This is a genomic window from Streptococcus sp. HMSC072G04 (assembly GCF_001813295.1).
Taxonomy (GTDB): Bacteria; Bacillota; Bacilli; order Lactobacillales; family Streptococcaceae; genus Streptococcus.
Genome location: NZ_KV812032.1, coordinates 1 through 16,033 on the forward strand (window position 1 = coordinate 1; position 16,033 = coordinate 16,033).

General features: G+C 42.0%; 15 protein-coding genes. 13 read left to right on the plus strand and 2 right to left on the minus strand.

Annotation, left to right across the window (positions count from 1 at the left end; translation table 11 throughout):
- Positions 1 to 81 precede the first annotated feature (81 nt).
- On the minus strand, positions 82 to 1,338 hold the full coding sequence (locus HMPREF2904_RS06675; protein ID WP_256263253.1) for an MFS transporter: 1,257 nt from the start codon (positions 1,336 to 1,338) through the stop codon (positions 82 to 84).
- Between the two features lie 710 nt (positions 1,339 to 2,048).
- Here HMPREF2904_RS06675 and HMPREF2904_RS06680 point away from each other — a divergent pair.
- The 4 genes from HMPREF2904_RS06680 (at position 2,049) to HMPREF2904_RS06700 (ending at position 6,118) form a co-directional block, all read left to right on the plus strand.
- Positions 2,049 to 2,669, plus strand: coding sequence for a tetratricopeptide repeat protein (locus tag HMPREF2904_RS06680; RefSeq protein WP_070661213.1), 621 nt, complete (start codon positions 2,049 to 2,051; stop codon positions 2,667 to 2,669).
- Between the two features lie 962 nt (positions 2,670 to 3,631).
- Positions 3,632 to 3,934, plus strand: coding sequence for a hypothetical protein (locus HMPREF2904_RS06690; protein WP_042760006.1), 303 nt, complete (start codon positions 3,632 to 3,634; stop codon positions 3,932 to 3,934).
- 287 nt (positions 3,935 to 4,221) lie between these two features.
- Complete coding sequence (locus tag HMPREF2904_RS06695) at positions 4,222 to 5,190, plus strand: DUF6287 domain-containing protein (RefSeq protein WP_070661216.1); 969 nt, start codon at positions 4,222 to 4,224, stop codon at positions 5,188 to 5,190.
- Between the two features lie 115 nt (positions 5,191 to 5,305).
- Positions 5,306 to 6,118 (plus strand): PrsW family glutamic-type intramembrane protease, encoded by an 813-nt coding sequence (locus tag HMPREF2904_RS06700; RefSeq protein WP_070661220.1) that lies wholly within the window; start codon positions 5,306 to 5,308, stop codon positions 6,116 to 6,118.
- A gap of 294 nt (positions 6,119 to 6,412) precedes the next feature.
- Here the strand turns inward: HMPREF2904_RS06700 and mnmE are convergent, their stop codons facing one another.
- Positions 6,413 to 7,786 (minus strand): tRNA uridine-5-carboxymethylaminomethyl(34) synthesis GTPase MnmE, encoded by a 1,374-nt coding sequence (mnmE, locus tag HMPREF2904_RS06705; protein WP_070661222.1) that lies wholly within the window; start codon positions 7,784 to 7,786, stop codon positions 6,413 to 6,415.
- A 162-nt stretch (positions 7,787 to 7,948) separates the two neighbouring features.
- Between mnmE and rpiA the strand changes: the two genes are divergently transcribed.
- From rpiA to HMPREF2904_RS06750, 9 genes are all read left to right on the plus strand, one after another.
- Positions 7,949 to 8,620 carry a ribose-5-phosphate isomerase RpiA gene (gene rpiA / locus HMPREF2904_RS06710; protein ID WP_049497341.1) on the plus strand — a complete coding sequence of 224 codons (672 nt, stop codon included), beginning with the start codon at positions 7,949 to 7,951 and terminating at the stop codon, positions 8,618 to 8,620.
- A gap of 248 nt (positions 8,621 to 8,868) precedes the next feature.
- The gene (locus HMPREF2904_RS06715) at positions 8,869 to 10,080 is read left to right on the plus strand and encodes a phosphopentomutase (RefSeq protein WP_070661224.1); all 1,212 of its coding nucleotides are present in this window, start codon (positions 8,869 to 8,871) and stop codon (positions 10,078 to 10,080) included.
- 1 nt (position 10,081) lies between these two features.
- On the plus strand, positions 10,082 to 10,627 hold the full coding sequence (locus HMPREF2904_RS06720; RefSeq protein ID WP_070661227.1) for a DUF1697 domain-containing protein: 546 nt from the start codon (positions 10,082 to 10,084) through the stop codon (positions 10,625 to 10,627).
- Positions 10,628 to 10,639: 12 nt separating this feature from the next.
- The gene (locus tag HMPREF2904_RS06725; RefSeq protein WP_070661230.1) at positions 10,640 to 11,449 is read left to right on the plus strand and encodes a purine-nucleoside phosphorylase; all 810 of its coding nucleotides are present in this window, start codon (positions 10,640 to 10,642) and stop codon (positions 11,447 to 11,449) included.
- A 4-nt stretch (positions 11,450 to 11,453) separates the two neighbouring features.
- Complete coding sequence (locus HMPREF2904_RS06730; protein WP_256263254.1) at positions 11,454 to 12,689, plus strand: chloride channel protein; 1,236 nt, start codon at positions 11,454 to 11,456, stop codon at positions 12,687 to 12,689.
- Positions 12,686 to 13,396 (plus strand): type 1 glutamine amidotransferase, encoded by a 711-nt coding sequence (locus HMPREF2904_RS06735; protein WP_070661233.1) that lies wholly within the window; start codon positions 12,686 to 12,688, stop codon positions 13,394 to 13,396. The genes HMPREF2904_RS06730 and HMPREF2904_RS06735 overlap by 4 nt, the downstream gene beginning before the upstream one ends.
- Before the next feature lie 353 nt (positions 13,397 to 13,749).
- Positions 13,750 to 14,460 (plus strand): purine-nucleoside phosphorylase, encoded by a 711-nt coding sequence (gene deoD / locus HMPREF2904_RS06740; protein ID WP_070586244.1) that lies wholly within the window; start codon positions 13,750 to 13,752, stop codon positions 14,458 to 14,460.
- Positions 14,460 to 15,227, plus strand: a complete 768-nt coding sequence (locus HMPREF2904_RS06745; RefSeq protein WP_070661236.1) for a hypothetical protein — start codon at positions 14,460 to 14,462, stop codon at positions 15,225 to 15,227. The genes deoD and HMPREF2904_RS06745 overlap by 1 nt, the downstream gene beginning before the upstream one ends.
- Complete coding sequence (locus tag HMPREF2904_RS06750; protein ID WP_070661239.1) at positions 15,228 to 15,959, plus strand: NAD-dependent protein deacylase; 732 nt, start codon at positions 15,228 to 15,230, stop codon at positions 15,957 to 15,959. It abuts the gene before it with no gap.
- Positions 15,960 to 16,033 lie beyond the last annotated feature (74 nt).

The window sequence follows — 16,033 nt, forward strand, 5'->3', positions numbered from 1 at the left end:
TTATTTGTCTAACTTTTTGGGGTCAGTACATTTATCCTTGTCTTTTTCGTTTTACGTTTTAGTACTGCTTTTGTTTCAATGTCAATAAATGTGTTCTTTTTTGAGTATTCTATAGATTCGAGGTAACATTATCACGGTATAGATCAGGAGAGAAACACCTCCAAATATGAATATAAGACCTCCGTTTATGTCCTTTTGAAATAGATAAGTAAATACAATGGTACCGATCGGCATGATAGACGTATTTAGTGTGAACAAAGTACTCATTACTCTTCCTAAATAATTTGTTTCAATGCTACTTTGAAGATAGGTCATGACGACAATATTTAGAATAACAAGAGTGAATGCGATAATTCCCATAAATAAACCGCCAACGGAAGAAATAATCACTTGGGTGTTAGTAGTTGCAAATGTAATACCCAAACCAACGATTGCGATGGTTAGAAGAAAAAGTGGAATGCGAATTCTATTAGAGAGAAGTGTATTATTTTCTTTTTTGTCTGGCAATAGTGACATAGACACACTGGCTAATAACATTCCAACTGCAGACATTGTTTCTAGGATACCTACTGTTGCATTATCTAATAAGAGTTGCTCTTTGACTACAAATGGCACTCCAATGCTAATGGAAGTATAGAAAAAATTCAGTACAACACTAACAAGAATAATATATTTGACAATCTGATTTTCTTTTAAGAATTGGATAATTTCTTTGACCCCGTGTTGATGCTTTTCATTCTGTTTAATCTTAGCTTCTTGCTCTTCGTGTTCATAGAAGAATTTCATGGTAAGTAAGACACCTAAAGAAAGGATATTTGCAATGATTTCTATAAGAATAAAGCCTGAGAAGCCTAACCAATTATAAAGAATGACTCCAATAGCTGGGGAAAGCATGGTTGCGATAGCAATGGCGGTTTGTGTAACAGAGCTTAATCGTTGAATTTTTGTATCATTTACTAACTCGTGGATAGAGGCTGAATAACAAGTATCATTGATGTTAACTGTGACAGAGTGAAGTATGACAAACGGAATTACTAAATATAAGATAGTAGATGAATTCGTTAAAAAATAAAATGCATAAAACAGAAGAAAGATAATAAGTCTAAAAATAAAATTATAAATTAAGATCTTTTTATGACGGTATCGGTCTACTAAATTACCGATTGGAACCAAGAAAATCAAACTAACTAAAGGATAGATGATCATATTGATTCCAAAACTCATTGCCGATTTTGTTTGGTCCAGTAACATTAATCCTAAAGCAAAATTAAAAGCTTTTCCACTTAAAGAACTAATAAAACTACTAATAAAGTCTTTGATGATTTGTCTATTAGACATTTGATCACTTATTAAATTCTTAATATTAGCCCCCTCCATTCGTTTCAACATTACTTCGGTTATCTAATCCTATTCAATCAACCTGTGTTGTAAGGTAATCGGGATAGTAGATAGACCATAATTTTTATTAATTAAGATTTTACCAATTATACTAATAAAAGTATAATAAAAAATGTAAAAAATATTGTCTTTATGTTTACTAATTATATTTCTCTCTTGCTTTGACATTATCTAAATTGATAACTTCTTACGTACCTCTTCTAAAATAGGATATATTTTACAATCGTTAAAGGATTTCAAAATGAAACAGATTGTTTTATTTTGCTTTTTGTAGGTTTTAACTTCATTCTAGATGTTGATACTATTTATCATAACGCTTGACGTCGCTTTCAAACGGGAGTACAATAATATTGAGGACAAGATGGTTAATCTCTTTTATTTAGGAGGTGTCAGATATGCAAATCTATTTTGTTTATTCTATTTTCTATCTATTATCACGCGTAGTAGCACTTGTAGTTCTAGCTTATCTTATTAAGTTACTCATTGCTCGTTTAAAAAGAAACTAAGTAACATTTTGCCCAAATAGTAGTTATTTGGGCTTTTTGCTATACTTTAGCCTAGTGGATTAAATTTATAAAGATAGGATTTAGCATATTCTTATTGAGTGATTTTATTTTATGAAGGTTGTTTATAGGTAAAGGGGAAAATAGATGGTTTCTAAAATTGATGTGGCTTGGGACTTGTTTCTGGAGGGAAAAACATCAGAAGCTAAAAAGTTGGTTGAACAAGAGTTTTCCATTGATACCTGTACAGATTTTAGCCTTTTAAATCTGATGGGGTATTTATTATTGGCAGAAAAAGACTATGCCTCGTGTACCCGTATCTTTGAGAAATACATTTTATTAGCTCAACAAAATGAAGACAAAGAACATGAACACATTGGATTACATCAATTAGCTATGATCTACAGAGATCAGGGTGATTTTCATAAGGCTTTAAAGCTCATTGAAGATGAAGAGAAGATAATTGAAGAGCATTTTCCCAATGATAATCTAAAGAAAGCTGTGAATAACTACGAACAAGGCTATTTGAGATTGAAATTAAACAATCTTGATGAAGCTCTTACATTCATGAATCTGTCACTGGAACAATCTTTAGAAACTGATGATGTGATTTCTCAAGCTTGTAGCTATAGAGGGTTAGGTGAAATCTATTTAGCTTTGGAAGATACGGAATTATCCAATAGACATTTCAAACGAGCTATAGAACTTTTCGAAAGTGTTGGAGAGTTTGAAGGGATAAAGGAAATTGAGGAATTGATTCACGAATGATTTTACATTTAGTTTTTGTTATTAGTTTGCCTAAATAAAAAGTTTTAATATGCTATAAATTATGTATTTGATTAAGGGGAATAAGATGAGAGGTTGTGATAGAAATGGAATTTCTATTTATTTTAATTATTTTTATACCTTATTTCTTTTGTTTAGAATGGAAGGATAAGCCTAAACAAAAAAATAAGTCCTTTTGCTATCTTTATAAGTTTTATATGATTTACTTGTGGTTTATCCTCATAATTTCCATAATGGCTATCGGTATTTTTTCCCTTGGAGTACTAGCTGTTAGAGGCGAAAAACTTACGTCTGGTTTCTTTGTTTTATCTTTTTTAGGTATAGTTCTATTTAGTTTCTATATTTTTAGTATTCTAAAAGAGATAAAGGAATTAAAGCAAATAAAAGGTATGTAAATATTAACTAAGAGAACTAGCTAACTAGCTTAAGTAAAATATAACACGGCCATGATTCATGAGCCGTGTTTTTGTATGAATGTACAATTGAAAAATTTTTAGTTTTCACTTAAATAAAGTACATAATTGACAATGATTAGCTCAAAAACATTTTTGGGTTACTAGAAATCGTAGAAGTTCCGTGACTAATTCTTGAGCCTAGGGCACTTTTTTCACAGCGGAAAGTCTCTACAGAAAATAAATGGGAAATGTTATATAAATAGGAGTTTATCCACCATCTAAAGTAACTCGTGAATGCGAATTTTTGTAAATTTAAAGTTAACAATTGATGGAATATCTAGATATAATGAATTGATTTTTGAAGAAGGAAGGAGTAAAATAAAGTTAATATAATGACTGATTAGAGATAAATAAAACAAGACAAAAAAGCACCGAATCGGTGCACACTTTTTCAAGTCGGATACGGACAAAGCCTTATTTTAACTTGCTGTGTTGTTTCGAATGGTCACAAAACTTATTTTTTGTATGATATAATAGAATATTTTAAAAATGAAGGGATTTTCTATGGAGAGTGATGTGTTTTTTGATTATTATTTAAAATCACTTAGGTTTTATTTTGGTGATAGGTGTAAGGATATTGGATTTATAAAGTTTTTGAAAGATGAAAATAATAGTTTTATTACAATAGAGGATTATGTTTTAGAAGCATTAGTAGTATTGACAAATATTTTGAGTAAGGAGAGGATTGTGTTTTCTTGTGGATTTATTCATAGCAAGGGGGTAGTTACTGGAGTAGAAGTATGTATGAATATATTAGAGTTAGAAAAATTAAATAATTTGTATAAGATTTAGTTTTGAAGAATATTAAAAAACATAAGGGAAACTGTCTATGTGGGATGTGTGGAGTTGATAGTATCAATGTTTCTAGTTATAGAGCTTTGTTGTTTCGAACGGTCCCAAAATAAGAAAAACAAAAAAATGATGGTCTAGGAGCTCAATACATTGAGCTTCTTTTTCTTGAGAAATTCAAATCATAATTTTACAGACTTTTAGGTCATTAATTGATTCTCCCCCTCCGCTTTTTCTTGACTCTCCTTTCTTATTTTTCTAGAATAGTAGGTATGTGAAGGGAGATTGATATGAAAAAAGGTTTGGTAATTCTGCTTTCTGCTTTGGTCTTGGCTTCGTGTGGTCGTCCTCAGAGGACGGTGCCGCCTAAGAGTTCGGATACCCAGCAGTCCAGCACTTCGGAAAAGAAACAGTCTGGTATGGATTTGAAAGCCATCAAGGCTAAGGACTACTCGAGTATCAAGGGGACTTGGATCGATGGGCGTGGCAATGAGCTGGTCTTTGATGACAAGGGCTTGGTCAGCGAGGATGTTGAGCTTGATGCATCGAGCTTTAAGCAGAAGGACCAGATCGCTGAGATGACGGTTAGTGCCAAGTCGGGTGTTGGAGGCTACGGTCTCTTGCTTCTTCCAAAAGGTCAGAAAGCGGGCAAAGACGATGCTTCGGATAAGTCCAAGGATCGGATCTGGGCTGGTCAGTCACCGGCTTATGGCGATGATGACAATTTCTACTATCGCAAGAAAGAGCAACCGAAAGATCGGGAGCAAGTAGATACAGACGATAACAGTAGTACGTCTAAGACGAGTAAGGCCAAGAAGTGGAATACTCGATCGGATAGCGAAGTCAAGCCTTCGAAGAAGACGGATCAGAATGATTATCCAGGCTACACCGATGCTCAGGTCGAAGCTGCGCGTGTCTGGGCTTATGTGATTAAGAACGTTCCTTCCAAGTTAAATATTTCAAATAGTGCAGCTGGAACTAAGATTTATAATGGTGGCTTGGGCGTTGATTATCCAAAAGATGTGCGTCATCTGTTTGGTTCTTATTCAGCTGAAGGAAATATCACTTATGCATCCAACGGTGATGGAACAGTCACGATCTACCCTGTACCGAGCCACTGGCAACAGTCTGCTGATGAACTCAATAGTGAAGAGTTTATGACGCAATTTACCCAAGGGATCTTGGACCATGCTGAAACGGTGACATTGCCGGACGGAGATCCAGACATGTTTCGTCAGATCCTAGCCGTATTGAAGTAGGAGCTGGATTTGAGAGCTCAGTTTATTGTTTTTTTAAGCTGATCCTGTTACAATGATAGTACTCGGAAAAGACTGGGCTTCCAGCCTTTTTCATTTCACTTTAGAAAGGTCTTTTATGAAACGCAAATCGATTTTGTTTTTGTATTTACTCTTGCTAGCGATTGGACTGGCCTATGAGACCCAATCACTGACAGAAGGCTGGATGTCTGGCAGCCAGTACGGGATCGTGGGACTTTCGACCTTGATCCTTTTGGTCTACGCACTTCCTGCTGTTTGGGCTCTCTTTCATTTTGCCAAGAAGTGGAAGTTGTCTTGGGTACCGGTTCTCTTTTCTCTCTTAGGTGGGGGCTTTGTTGCCGGTTGGTTGTCTAGCTTTGCCAATACCTATTTCCATGACATGATTCAAGCGATCGCTCCCAATAGCGAATTTTGGAACCAGTACGAGAGTGCCATCGCTGCGCCACTCTTTGAGGAACCCTTTAAGTTGATTCCCATCTTCTTTGTCCTCTATTTGTTCAGTGTCCGTCGCATCAAGTCGATCTTCCTCTTGGCGATTGCCTCTGGTCTTGGTTTCCAGATCGTGGAGGACTTTGCCTATATCCGTCAGGATCTGCCGGAAGGTTTCTCTTATACGGTGTCAGGGATTCTCGGTCGTGTGGCCAATGCACCCATGTCTCACTGGGTCTACACAGGCCTTGTCATGCTGGGGCTCTTCCTAATTGTCCAAGCAAGCAGAGGACGTAAGGATCTACGTCTAGTAGGCTGGGGATACTTAGTAGCTGGATTCGGACTCCATTTTGTTGGCAATTCACCCTTCTCACAAATCGTGACCGAGTTGCCGATTGCGATTCCAGTCTTGAATGCTACTGGGCTCTTCCTGATCTACCAAGCGTATCAGACCGTCGAGCGATTAGAACAAGCAAAATAAAACAAAAAAAGAATGCGTATGTTTGCACACATACGCATTTTTGTTATTTTGGACACATTGTTTTTCTACTTTTGTATAAACTGAGTGATACTATAGCTGTAAACTAAATTCTATTTTGAAAGAAATATTTGAGACTTTCCGCCGTGAGAAAAGTGCTTGAAACATTGTTGTTTCAAGCACTCGGGAGTTTTGAAACGTTAGATTCAAAACTAAGTCATGGAACTTCTTCGAAGTTCGCTGACGTCCGTACTCACCTAAGGAAAGTCTCTAAGAGTATATGATATTAAAATAGATTTATTTACCAAGACAGAACTGGCTGAAGAGTTGGGTAATGAGCTCATCTGGAGCAGCATCCCCTGTGATTTCTCCAAGGATCTCCCAGGTGCGGGTGAGGTCGACTTGAAGCAGGTCTACTGGCATACCGAGGGCCAAGCCTTCGTTGACCGCTTGCAGGCTTTCAACAGCTTTCTCGATGAGGGAGATGTGACGAGCATTAGAAAGATAAGTCGCATCTTGCTCAACCAGCCCAGCATTTTCAAAGAAGAGGGCGTTGATCCGGTCTTCGATTTGATCGATGTTTTGGTTTTTCAGAACAGAAATCTTGATGTAATCTTCCGGCAGTTGGTCGATTTCGATCTTCTCTGGGAGATCGACCTTATTGAGGAGAATGATGCGGTTGCTGTCTTGAGAGATTTCAAGGAGTTGGCGATCTTGGTTGGTCAAGGGCTCGCTAGCATTGAGGACCAGAAGAACCAAATCAGCTTCCTTGAGGGCTTTTTTCGACCGTTCGACACCGATTTGCTCAACGATGTCTTCGGTTTCCCGGATCCCGGCCGTATCGACTAGTTTGAGGGGAACGCCGTTGATGTTGACGTATTCTTCGATAACGTCACGGGTGGTTCCTTCAATATCGGTCACGATAGCTTTTTCCTCGCGCAGGAGGTTGTTGAGGAGGCTAGACTTGCCGACGTTTGGGCGGCCGATGATAGCAGTAGAGATCCCTTCACGCAAGATCTTACCGCGACGGGCGGTCTTGAGGAGGTTGGTCAAAAGGGCTTCAAATTCACTGGTCTTTTCGCGGATGATCTCAGTGGTTGCTTCTTCGACATCATCGTACTCAGGATAGTCGATATTGACTTCGACCTGGGCCAGGGTATTGAGGATCTCTTGGCGCGTGTTGTTAATGAGGTCAGACAGGGAACCATCGAGTTGCTTAACGGCGATGTTCATAGCCTTGTCGGTCTTAGCGCGAATAATGTCCATGACGGCTTCGGCCTGGGTTAAATCGACCCGACCGTTCAGAAAGGCCCGCTTGGTAAATTCACCAGGCTCAGCTAATCGAGCGCCTTCACGAATGACCAATTGCAGGATTTCATTGGTTACGGCAATCCCGCCGTGGGTATTGATCTCGATGATGTCCTCACGGGTGAAGGTCTTTGGCGAGCGCATGGCTCCAACCATGACTTCGTCAAGAATCTCGTCCTTATCTGGATCTACGATATGGCCGTAGTTGAGGGTGTGGCTAGCGACCTTGCTTAAATCTTTCCCTTTGAAGATCTTTTGCGCGATGGCAAAGCTGTCTGTCCCGCTCAAGCGGACGATCCCGATAGCCCCCTCACCAAGAGGGGTCGAGATGGCAGCAATGGTATCAAATTCTTTAGTAATCATGTCATTTCTCTTTTCCTGTAGATTCATCTCTATTCTATCGTAAAGTCAGCGGACGGGCAAGGTTTTGCTTTTAGAACTAAAAGATGGAAAGGTTTTCAAATAATTAGTGAAATCTCTTACAGAATATGCTATACTGTAATAGAATATAAAAGGAGGTCTATGATGGTAAACCTAAAGGAACAGGTAGGAATTAAGGCGGCTGAGTTTGTCAAAGACGGCATGATTGTCGGTCTCGGTACAGGGTCAACTGCTTATTATTTTGTGGCTGAATTGGGTCGTCGCATCAAAGAAGAAGGATTGCAGATCACAGCTGTCACGACGTCGAGTGTGACCTATGATCAGGCTGAAAGTTTAGGCATTCCGCTCAAGGCTATCGACGATGTTGAAGTGGTCGATGTAACAGTGGATGGCGCAGATGAAGTGGATCCTCAATTAAACGGGATCAAAGGTGGCGGTGGTGCTCTCCTCATGGAAAAGATCGTCGCAACTAATTCAAAAGATTGCATTTGGATCGTAGATGAATCTAAACAAGTCGCAACTCTTGGGGCTTTCAAACTTCCAGTGGAAGTGGTGCAATACGGAGCTGAAAATCTCTTCCGTCACTTTGAACAAAAAGGTTACCATCCTGCTTTCCGTATCGCGGATGACCAACGTTTTGTCACCGACCAAGGCAACTTTATCATTGACTTGGATCTCAAGGTGATTGAGGATGCAGAAGCTCTGGCCAATGAACTGGATCACACCGTAGGCGTCGTAGAGCACGGTTTATTCTTGAACATGATTTCAAAAGTGATTGTAGGGACACCAGATGGACCTGTCATCATAGAAAAATAGAGAGTGGGACAGAAATCGGTAATTCGTTAGAATTCGATTTCGTCGTCCCACCTCCGCACAGTTGAGTAGGGCTGTAAAAGCTGATGAAATCAGCGTAGTAGAGCCCACTCAACCACTGCGTCTTGCTCGACAATCCAAAAATAATTGAGAGGCTAGGACTTTTGTCCCAGCCTCGGATCAAATAACGGCTCTCTTCTTATAGGGATATGGTATAATATAGCTAGTTTAATAAAGGAAAGAGGCAGTATATGTCAAAATTTAAACGCATGCACTTAGTTGTGCTGGATTCAGTTGGGATCGGTGCTGCACCAGATGCCAATAACTTTGTCAATGCAGGAGTTCCAGATGGAGCATCTGATACTTTGGGACACATCTCTAAAACCGTCGGTTTGAATGTACCAAACATGGCGAAAATCGGTCTTGGAAATATTCCTCGTGAAGTACCATTGAAGACTGTGCCAGCTGAAAGCAACCCAACTGGTTATGCGACAAAATTGCAAGAAGTTTCTCTTGGGAAAGACACCATGACTGGTCACTGGGAAATCATGGGGCTCAACATTACAGAACCTTTTGATACCTTCTGGAATGGTTTCCCTGAAGAAATTTTGACTAAAATTGAAGAATTCTCAGGACGTAAGGTCATCCGTGAAGCCAACAAACCTTATTCTGGTACAGCGGTCATCGATGACTTTGGACCACGTCAAATGGAAACTGGCGAGTTGATCATTTATACATCAGCAGACCCTGTTCTTCAAATTGCGGCTCACGAAGACATCATTCCTTTGGATGAACTCTACCGTATCTGTGAATACGCTCGTTCTATTACTTTGGAACGTCCAGCTCTTCTAGGACGTATCATTGCCCGCCCTTATGTTGGGGAACCTGGAAACTTCACACGGACAGCCAACCGTCGTGACTTGGCTGTTTCACCATTTGCGCCAACTGTTTTGGACAAGTTGAACGAAGCAGGTATCGATACTTATGCAGTTGGTAAGATCAACGATATCTTCAACGGAGCTGGTATCAACCACGATATGGGCCACAACAAATCAAATAGCCACGGTATGGATACCTTGATTAAGACGATGGGGCTTCCTGAATTCCAAGAAGGGTTCTCATTTACCAACTTGGTAGACTTTGATGCTCTTTACGGTCACCGTCGGAATGCTCATGGCTACCGCGATTGCTTGCATGAATTTGACGAACGCTTGCCAGAAATCATTGCAGCTATGCGTGAAGATGACCTCTTGATGATCACTGCAGACCACGGGAATGACCCAACCTATGCTGGTACAGACCATACGCGTGAATACATCCCATTCTTGGCTTATAGCCCATCCTTCAAGGGCAAAGGTGTGATTCCAGTCGGACATTTCTCTGATATCTCTGCAACGATTGCAGAGAACTTTGGTGTTGAAAAAGCCATGATCGGTGAAAGCTTCTTAGACAAATTGAACTAAGATGACACGCTTCGCTCTCCTCGTAAGAGGGATCAATGTTGGCGGGAAAAACAAGGTCGTGATGGCAGAGCTTCGAGAGGAGCTCCAAACGATCGGGCTGGATGGGGTAGAGACCTACATCAATAGTGGCAATATCTTCTTTGAATCTGCTGGTTCTAAAGCAGAATTGGTAGATTTGCTGGGACATTTCTTTCATGATTCCTATCCCTTTATCCAGTCTTTTTCTCTCTTTTCGGCTGAGGACTATGCGCAAGATCTCGCTGCTCTACCAGCCTGGTGGCAGGAGGATCTGGCCCGCAAGGATGTTCTCTTTTACACAGAAGACCTCAATCAGGATGCTGTCTGGGAGTTGGTCTCCTCTTTTTCGCTCGGTGATGAAATCATCCATCGTGGGAATCTAGGGATCTACTGGGGCAAATACTCAGAAGAGATCTATACAAAGACCGCTTACCACAGACAAGTCCTCAAGATGCCGGATTACCGTCTGTTGACCATTCGCAATGCCAATACATTTGACAAAATTGGCCAATTTTTAAGGAAATCATAAAGGAGATATGCAATGACATTATTAGCAAAAATCAATGAAACAGCTGCTTTTTTGAAAGGCAAAGGAATGGAAGCACCTGAGTTTGGCTTGATCCTTGGATCAGGTCTTGGAGAACTGGCTGAAGAAATCGAAAATCCAGTCGTAGTTGACTACTCTGAAATTCCAAACTGGGGTCGTTCAACGGTTGTCGGCCATGCGGGTAAATTGGTCTATGGTGAGCTTGCTGGACGTAAGGTTTTGGCCCTTCAAGGACGTTTCCATTTCTACGAAGGAAACCCACTTGAAGTGGTGACTTTCCCAGTTCGTGTCATGAAAGTTTTGGGCTGTGAAGGGGTTCTTGTTACCAACGCAGCCGGTGGTATCGGCTTTGGTCCTGGTACTTTGATGGCCATCACAGACCACATCAACATGACTGGTCAAAACCCATTGATCGGTGAAAATTTGGATGACTTTGGTCCACGTTTCCCAGATATGTCGAAAGCTTATACACCTGAATACCGTGAAATCGCCCACAAAGTAGCTGACAAATTGGGTATCAAATTGGATGATGGGGTTTATATCGGTGTGACTGGGCCTACCTATGAAACTCCAGCTGAAATCCGTGCGTTTAAGACTCTTGGTGCAGATGCTGTCGGAATGTCAACTGTTCCTGAAGTCATCATTGCAGCGCATTCTGGCTTGAAGGTTCTTGGTATTTCATGTATTACCAACTTTGCGGCTGGTTTCCAAGAAGAGCTCAACCACGAAGAAGTGGTAGAAGTGACAGAGCGCGTCAAAGGCGACTTCAAAGGATTGCTGAAAGCGATTCTTGCTGAACTCTAATCCAATGAAAGTACGACTCCAAAGTCTGCCCTACGGACTGAGGTTGCTTCTAGCCACCTTATCATTAGGGATTGGGACGGGCCTGGTCGGAATTGCCTGTCATTATCTACTAGAAGGGTTGCAAGAGCTGGCTTTTGGCAAAGCTAGTTCCGATTTGCTCCAGCAATTTCAAGAAGCTGGAGGTCTCCGTAGATTTCTGGTCTTGTGTGTGACTGGGTGCTTGGCAGCTGGCTTCTGGTATGTCCTGCAAAAGCGTTATCAGATCCTGTCTATTCGTCAGCAAATTGACTTAGCAGGAGACAGGGAACCAGCGCCCTTAGCCCACCTCCTTCATGCAGGGATGCAGGTGGCAATTGTCGGAGCAGGCGCATCGGTCGGAAAAGAAGGAGCCCCACGTGAGGTCGGGGCTCTTCTAGCTGGTCGTTTGGCGAAAGGTTTTTCTCTAGCTCTTAAAGAGCGAAAAGTCTTGATCGCCTGTGGTGCTGGAGCTGGTTTGGCTGCGGTTTATCAGGTCCCCTTTGCCAGTAGCTTGTTCGTCTTTGAGACCTTAGGACTCGCCTACAGTTGGCAGAATCTTCTATTGGTTTTGACCAGTACTTATCTGGCCACCTGGGTCGCTCAGCCCATCGTTGGTCAGGAGGCCATTTATCACCTGTCCGCAGTTTCATGGTCGGCTAGCAGCTTCTTACAGGCTATTGTGATTGCTTTCTTGGTCACTCCCTTGGCTCTGGTCTTTGCTTTCCTCGCCAAGAGGGCTAGTCACAAACGGGCGAAATATGGGACGATTCTTTGGGCTCTTCCTCTAGCCTTTCTAGTGCTGGGGAGCCTAGTAGCCTTTTTCCCTATCTTTATGGGAAATGGCCAGGTACTAGCGCAAGCCCTCTTGTCTAGCCAGCCGATTCCTTATCTTCCACTGAGTCTTGCAGTGAAGGGGCTTCTGGTTTATCTCCTCTTGCGCAATGGTGCTTATGGGGGTACCTTGACACCATCATTTGCCCTTGGGATTGGTTCTGGCTACCTAGTGACCTTGCTTTTGACAGTCCTTGGGATTCATCTGGATCCTGCTCTAGGGATGTTACTAGGAGCGACAGTCTTTTTAGGGACGACCCTAGAAGCTCCTCTGACAGCCATTGCCCTGAGCCTTGGATTTACAGGCCAAACTTGGAATTTGACTATTCCGCTTGTACTTGCGGCTGGTCTGTCTTATGTGATTCGAAAGAGATGGGAGAAGAAACGATGAAGGTACATTTGGTACTGCATGAAACCTTTGAAGTGCCGGGCGCTTATCTAAAATGGGCGCAGGAGCGTGGCCATCAAGTGACCACGACCAAAGTCTATGAGAATGAAGCTCTACCAGAGACAGTGGATGAGATCGACTTTTTGATCGTCATGGGAGGACCTCAATCGCCAGATGAAGATCGAGAAGCTTTTCCATACTACGATCCTCAGGCAGAGATCGAGTTGATTCAAAAAGCCATCAAGGCAGATCGTTATATTGTTGGGGTCTGCCTTGGTGCCCAGCTCCTGTCTGTTGCCTATGGAGCGAAGTATGAGCACAGTCCGGAACGTGAGATTGGGGTTTATCCTGTGACCTTGACGCCTGAAGGACTCACAGATCCACATGTCGGTGAGTTTGGAAAAACTCTTGAAACTGGTCACTGGCATGGTGATATGCCCGGATTGACAGAAGATGCTGTTGTTCTTGCGACCAGTCAAGGGTGTCCACGTCAGATTATTCGCTTCAGTCCTAAACACTATGCCTTCCAAGCCCACTTGGAATTTGATCCAGAAGCAGTCGATCTCTTGATTGCTGCAGACGGTGAAGCTGTTTTGGAAGAACAAAGTCAAAAATTGACCTTTGTTCAAAACCATCAAGCCATTCGTGCTTACGATTATCGAGAAATGAATGCCAAACTCTATGCGTTTTTGGATTCATTAACAAAATAAATATAAAAGAAAGGTAGAGCATGTGTTCTGATTTGAACACGAGCGGAAAGCTCTCCTGATTACTCAATAAAAATAGAAAGGATGGGTTAACCGTATTCGCTGAACTGAATACGGGCGGAGAACTGTGTAAAAAAGATAAACTGTCTAGCATCTGCGATGCGTCGTCAGTTTCCTATTTTTACTTTGTCTCTTTAATGCCTATTCTAAAAAATAAAAAAGAAAGGTAGAGCATGTGTTCTGATTTGAACACGAGCGGAAAGCTCGGAAAATAGATAATCTGACTGAGAAATCAGGATTTCTCGTCAGATTCCTAATTTTCAGTCGCTTTCTGGTCGCTCTTTGTATCATAAACTATGTCTATCCATATTGCTGCTAAGCAGGGTGAAATTGCTGATAAAATTCTTCTTCCTGGGGATCCTCTTCGTGCGAAATTTATTGCTGAGAATTTCCTTGAAGATGCTGTTTGCTTCAACGAAGTCCGTAACATGTTTGGTTACACAGGGACTTACAAGGGTCACCGTGTATCTGTCATGGGGACTGGAATGGGGATGCCATCGATCTCCATCTATGCGCGTGAGTTGATTGTCGACTATGGCGTGAAGAAATTGATCCGTGTGGGAACGGCTGGTTCTTTGAATGAGGATGTGCATGTTCGTGAATTGGTCTTGGCACAAGCAGCTGCAACCAACTCAAACATCATCCGCAACGACTGGCCTCAATACGATTTCCCTCAAATCGCTAGCTTTGATCTTTTAGACAAGGCTTACCACATTGCCAAAGACCTTGGTATGACGACTCACGTTGGCAATGTCTTGTCATCAGATGTTTTCTATTCAAACTATGGTGAAAAGAACATCGAGCTTGGTAAATGGGGTGTGAAAGCTGTAGAAATGGAAGCAGCAGCCCTTTACTATCTTGCTGCTCAACACCATGTCGATGCGCTTGCTATCATGACGATTTCAGACAGTTTGGTTAATCCAGATGAGGATACAACCGCTGAAGAACGTCAAACTACTTTCACAGACATGATGAAAGTTGGTCTTGAGACCTTGATTGCAGACTAATGGCAAAATTCTTTCATGATGAATGGCTCTATGATCTCCAAAATTATCACTACAGCCGGGCTCTGCGTTCTATCAAGCAGCAGGAAGAAGTACCGGATTTGCTTGCGAGCTTACTGCAGTTAATGGCGGAGCGTCGAGAGCTCAATATCCAACCCGTCATGAATCAAAAGTTGAGAACCGAGTTGCTAGAAGCGACTGGTTTTCAGCTTTTTTGGCATGAAGATCCAGAAGATGAACAGTTGGCCAACTACCTTTATGACTTAGAGGCGAAGTTGCGAAATGAGCAGATTATTGACTTTGTTCGTGCCGTCAGCCCAGCCATCTATCGGATCTTTATGCGATTGATTCAGTTGAAAATTCCTGATATTACCAACTATATTCATAACTCCAAAGAATCGAGTTATGACCGTTGGAAGTTTGAGAGCCTGCATGCGTCCGACAACCCTATCCTGCAGCAATTCCACAGCGAAAGTGTGGTCAATTCGTCCAGTTTGACGGAGTTGATTGTGCAGTTGGATTTGCCAGATAGCGTCAAAGTTGCGGCCCAACAATTGCGGGAGTTAGAAAAATCAGTTCGCAACCCCCTGGCCCACTTGATCAAGCCTTTTGATGAGGAAGAGCTCCACCGGACGACAGGTTTCTCTTCTCAAGATTTTATGAAGAATTTGATTGACCTTGCAAGCTACACAGGCATCCATTATGATCAAGCTAACTTTTATTTTGATCAGGCCAATGCTGTCATGGAAAAGCTACTAAAGGAGAAGTAGATGGATAAGATTGCTCAATTACAGGAGATGATTGACCAGAGTCAACGGATCGTGTTTTTCGGTGGGGCAGGAGTTTCCACGGAGTCAAATATTCCAGATTTTCGAAGTTCAGACGGTGTCTATAGCGTTCAGGTAGGACGGCATTTAACAGCTGAGCAATTGGTCTCCCATACCATGTTTGAACGCTATCCAGAGGACTTTTTCGACTTTTACAAGAAGTACTTGCTCTACCCAGATGCCAAGCCCAATGCAGCTCATCGGTATCTGGCTCGGCTTGAAGAGACTGGTAAGCTCAAGGCAGTGGTGACACAAAATATTGATAGTCTCCATGAAATGGCTGGTTCTAAAAAAGTTTTGAAGCTCCATGGCAGTGCCGACCGCAATTACTGTACGGGTTGCCAGCGATTTTATGATTTGGAGGCCTTTCTAGCTTTGGAAGGCCCGGTTCCACACTGTCTGGACTGTGGCAAGGTGGTCAAGCCTGATGTGACTCTTTACGAGGAGCCTCTTGATATGGACGTCTTTAGCCAAGCAGCCCAAGCCATCCAAGAGGCTGATTTGCTGATTATCGGTGGTACCTCTCTTGTGGTCTACCCAGCAGCCAGCTTGATCCAGTATTTCCAAGGGAAGAAGCTGGTTGTTATCAATAAAACCAGTATCCCACAAGACAAGCAAGCAGACCTAGTTATCGAAGGAAAAATTGGGGAAGTCTTTTCACAATTAAGACAATAAAAAATATCTGAGTGAACATGGATCACTCAGATATTTTTTTACTATGTGACTTTCAGTCCGTCTCGCTCCGTTAG

What these genes read in the sequence shown, in the direction of transcription:
- HMPREF2904_RS06715 (WP_070661224.1), top strand. Translation starts at nt 8,869, where the DNA reads ATGTCAAAATTTAAACGCATGCACTTAGTTGTGCTGGATTCAGTTGGG.
- HMPREF2904_RS06730 (WP_256263254.1), top strand. Translation starts at nt 11,454, where the DNA reads ATGAAAGTACGACTCCAAAGTCTGCCCTACGGACTGAGGTTGCTTCTA.
- deoD (WP_070586244.1), top strand. Translation starts at nt 13,750, where the DNA reads ATGTCTATCCATATTGCTGCTAAGCAGGGTGAAATTGCTGATAAAATT.
- mnmE (WP_070661222.1), bottom strand. Translation starts at nt 7,786, where the DNA reads ATGATTACTAAAGAATTTGATACCATTGCTGCCATCTCGACCCCTCTT.
- HMPREF2904_RS06680 (WP_070661213.1), top strand. Translation starts at nt 2,049, where the DNA reads ATGGTTTCTAAAATTGATGTGGCTTGGGACTTGTTTCTGGAGGGAAAA.
- HMPREF2904_RS06675 (WP_256263253.1), bottom strand. Translation starts at nt 1,338, where the DNA reads ATGTCTAATAGACAAATCATCAAAGACTTTATTAGTAGTTTTATTAGT.
- HMPREF2904_RS06750 (WP_070661239.1), top strand. Translation starts at nt 15,228, where the DNA reads ATGGATAAGATTGCTCAATTACAGGAGATGATTGACCAGAGTCAACGG.
- HMPREF2904_RS06700 (WP_070661220.1), top strand. Translation starts at nt 5,306, where the DNA reads ATGAAACGCAAATCGATTTTGTTTTTGTATTTACTCTTGCTAGCGATT.
- HMPREF2904_RS06690 (WP_042760006.1), top strand. Translation starts at nt 3,632, where the DNA reads ATGAAGGGATTTTCTATGGAGAGTGATGTGTTTTTTGATTATTATTTA.
- HMPREF2904_RS06725 (WP_070661230.1), top strand. Translation starts at nt 10,640, where the DNA reads ATGACATTATTAGCAAAAATCAATGAAACAGCTGCTTTTTTGAAAGGC.
- HMPREF2904_RS06720 (WP_070661227.1), top strand. Translation starts at nt 10,082, where the DNA reads ATGACACGCTTCGCTCTCCTCGTAAGAGGGATCAATGTTGGCGGGAAA.
- HMPREF2904_RS06735 (WP_070661233.1), top strand. Translation starts at nt 12,686, where the DNA reads ATGAAGGTACATTTGGTACTGCATGAAACCTTTGAAGTGCCGGGCGCT.
- HMPREF2904_RS06745 (WP_070661236.1), top strand. Translation starts at nt 14,460, where the DNA reads ATGGCAAAATTCTTTCATGATGAATGGCTCTATGATCTCCAAAATTAT.
- rpiA (WP_049497341.1), top strand. Translation starts at nt 7,949, where the DNA reads ATGGTAAACCTAAAGGAACAGGTAGGAATTAAGGCGGCTGAGTTTGTC.
- HMPREF2904_RS06695 (WP_070661216.1), top strand. Translation starts at nt 4,222, where the DNA reads ATGAAAAAAGGTTTGGTAATTCTGCTTTCTGCTTTGGTCTTGGCTTCG.